The organism is Cupriavidus sp. HMR-1 (assembly GCF_000319775.1).
Classification (GTDB): Bacteria; Pseudomonadota; Gammaproteobacteria; order Burkholderiales; family Burkholderiaceae; genus Cupriavidus; species Cupriavidus metallidurans.
Genome location: NZ_ANKP01000010.1, coordinates 1 through 1976, shown reverse-complemented (window position 1 = coordinate 1976; position 1976 = coordinate 1). Strand labels below are relative to the sequence as shown.

Annotated in this window: 2 protein-coding genes; both read right to left on the bottom strand. The window is 70.0% G+C overall.

Features of this window, described 5'->3' with window-relative positions:
• Window positions 1-360: 360 nt before the first annotated feature.
• Window positions 361-585, bottom strand: coding sequence for a hypothetical protein (locus D769_RS00190; protein ID WP_008640804.1), 225 nt, complete (start codon window positions 583-585; stop codon window positions 361-363).
• A 138-nt stretch (window positions 586-723) separates the two neighbouring features.
• Complete coding sequence (locus tag D769_RS00185) at window positions 724-1614, bottom strand: HNH endonuclease signature motif containing protein (protein ID WP_008640803.1); 891 nt, start codon at window positions 1612-1614, stop codon at window positions 724-726.
• Window positions 1615-1976: the final 362 nt, after the last annotated feature.

Genomic DNA, 1976 nt, shown 5'->3' with positions numbered 1-1976 from the left:
GCGGGCGCCGGCGCGGTGCGGGCGGTCTCCACGGCGCGGAACTCGCGCACGCGGCCCCACAGGTTGCTCACGCGTTCCTGGACGGAACCGAAAAGGCCCGGACGGGCGTTCTGCTGGTCGGCCATGCTGTCTCCCCCTGTACTGTACGTGGCGGGCGCGCGAACGCGTCCGATCACCCCAGGGTAGCGGCTTTTCGAGCGGGCGCAAGCCCTGGTGGCAACACGTTTGCCCGTGCCTTGGCACGGCTTGGAATCCGGGGCTCCAGATGAAAACGAGGGGGCATGGCGCCCCCTCAAATCGCAACGCTTCACCCCTGAAACGTCGCGTCCCCTTGCTCTTCAGATCGGTCCAGCGGGGCGGTCAGGCGGCCCACTGGCCGTAACGCTTCTCCTGGGCCTCGCGACGCCAGGCCTGGCGGTTCGAGGCCTGCTCCCGTTCGTTTTCCCGCGCCGCCTGGTGGCGGCCCCGGTTCCCCTTGGGCGAGCGCAACATGCGCTGCATCCCGTAGGCCTTGGCGAGCTGTTGAATACGCTGCTTCGTGAGCAGGCCGACGTCGTCGAGACCGTCGAACAGATGGGCGGGCATGTCAGGCTCCTCGCTGGTTGTGGGGCCGTGCCGTGGCACGTCTTGCATACCTTCAACCTAGCGGGTCAAACGCGCCTGTCAAGCGCCTGGGGCCACGAACGGTCGATCACCGGAGGGTGGCCAGCCGTCGACGGCGGATCAGTCCTCCGCATCCTCCTGGGCGGCACGAAACTCGTCCAGGTGGTGGCGCAGGTAGACCGCCTGGCGCTTCGTTGGTTTCTTGCGCAGCGGGGCGGGGACGCCCACGAGCGCGCGGTCCTTCGGCGTCAGGAGGTCGGACACCAGCATGTCCCCGGTGGCGGGATCGAACGCGATCAGGTGGTTGTCGAACAGGCGGTCCAGGTTGGCGATCAGAGGAAGCCCGTTGGCCGGATCCAGGCGCTGCACGTCGTTCGAATCGGCCCAGGCCATCGCGTGGGATGCGATGAGGAGGGCACCAACCGAGCACCCGGTGACGGCGCACGCACCGCCCCATTGGGCGAGCAGCCCAGCGCGGTAGCGACCCTGGCCCATGCGCGCTTGCACGAGCGCCTGGCGCGTGGTGGCCTGGTCCGGGTTCGGGTGGCGGGCGTCGATGTCCGCCAGATCGCGGGTGAGGGTCGGCTGGACGTCCGGCCGGGCGAGGAAGTCGTCCACCGGGACCAGGCGCTTCACGCGCACGTAGACGTCCCCGTTGGCCCGGCGATCGATCCCATCCAGCTCGCGCAGGGTCTCCCCGTCGTAGCGCTTCGAATCCGCGTCTCCCGCCTCCTGGCCATACCGCAGGACGGCGAAGGTGGGGCGCCCGGCTTCCAGGTGGGCGATGCTGCGCTTGCGCTCCGATCGACCGATGGGGGCTTTGCCCTTCCCGGAGCGCACGGGCGTCCACACGCGGATCGACATCCCGTCGGACCCGGGCTCCACCTCCTTGAACCAGAGCTTCATCACCACGGTGTCGGTGGTGTCGTCGATGCCGTCCCAGGACGCGCGACGGACAGCGAGGCGCACGCCCAGGCCGTCCAGAAACTGGTTGATGCTCGGTGTTGCCATGCTGCCCCCGTGGTCAGGTATCGCTAAGGTGTCTGGTCATCGCCGACCGGTGGGCCGGCCGTGCCTGGCGATGATACCGGAGGGCGCAGGACCCTTTGGGGAAACCGCCGGGGCTCGCGCCCGGCACTCGAACACCGGCGGTGTCCCACCCCGACCCTCGCCGCAGGCCTGGGGCGGGGCACCATGCAAAAGCCCGGCGCTGGGCCGGGCTTGGAGGGTGCAACGCGGGGCCGGGCGTTACGCGCGAGCGGGGCCGTGGCCATGCTCGGAGGGCTTGCCGAAGTGGTCGGAGAAGTCCTCGATCACCGGCAGCGGCAGCTTCACCGCCCCGGCGTCGCGGGCGCCGGCCACGGCGAGCGACA

Coding starts and splice junctions, on each gene's coding strand:
- D769_RS00190 (WP_008640804.1), bottom strand. CDS start 585: ATGCCCGCCCATCTGTTCGACGGTCTCGACGACGTCGGCCTGCTCACG.
- D769_RS00185 (WP_008640803.1), bottom strand. CDS start 1,614: ATGGCAACACCGAGCATCAACCAGTTTCTGGACGGCCTGGGCGTGCGC.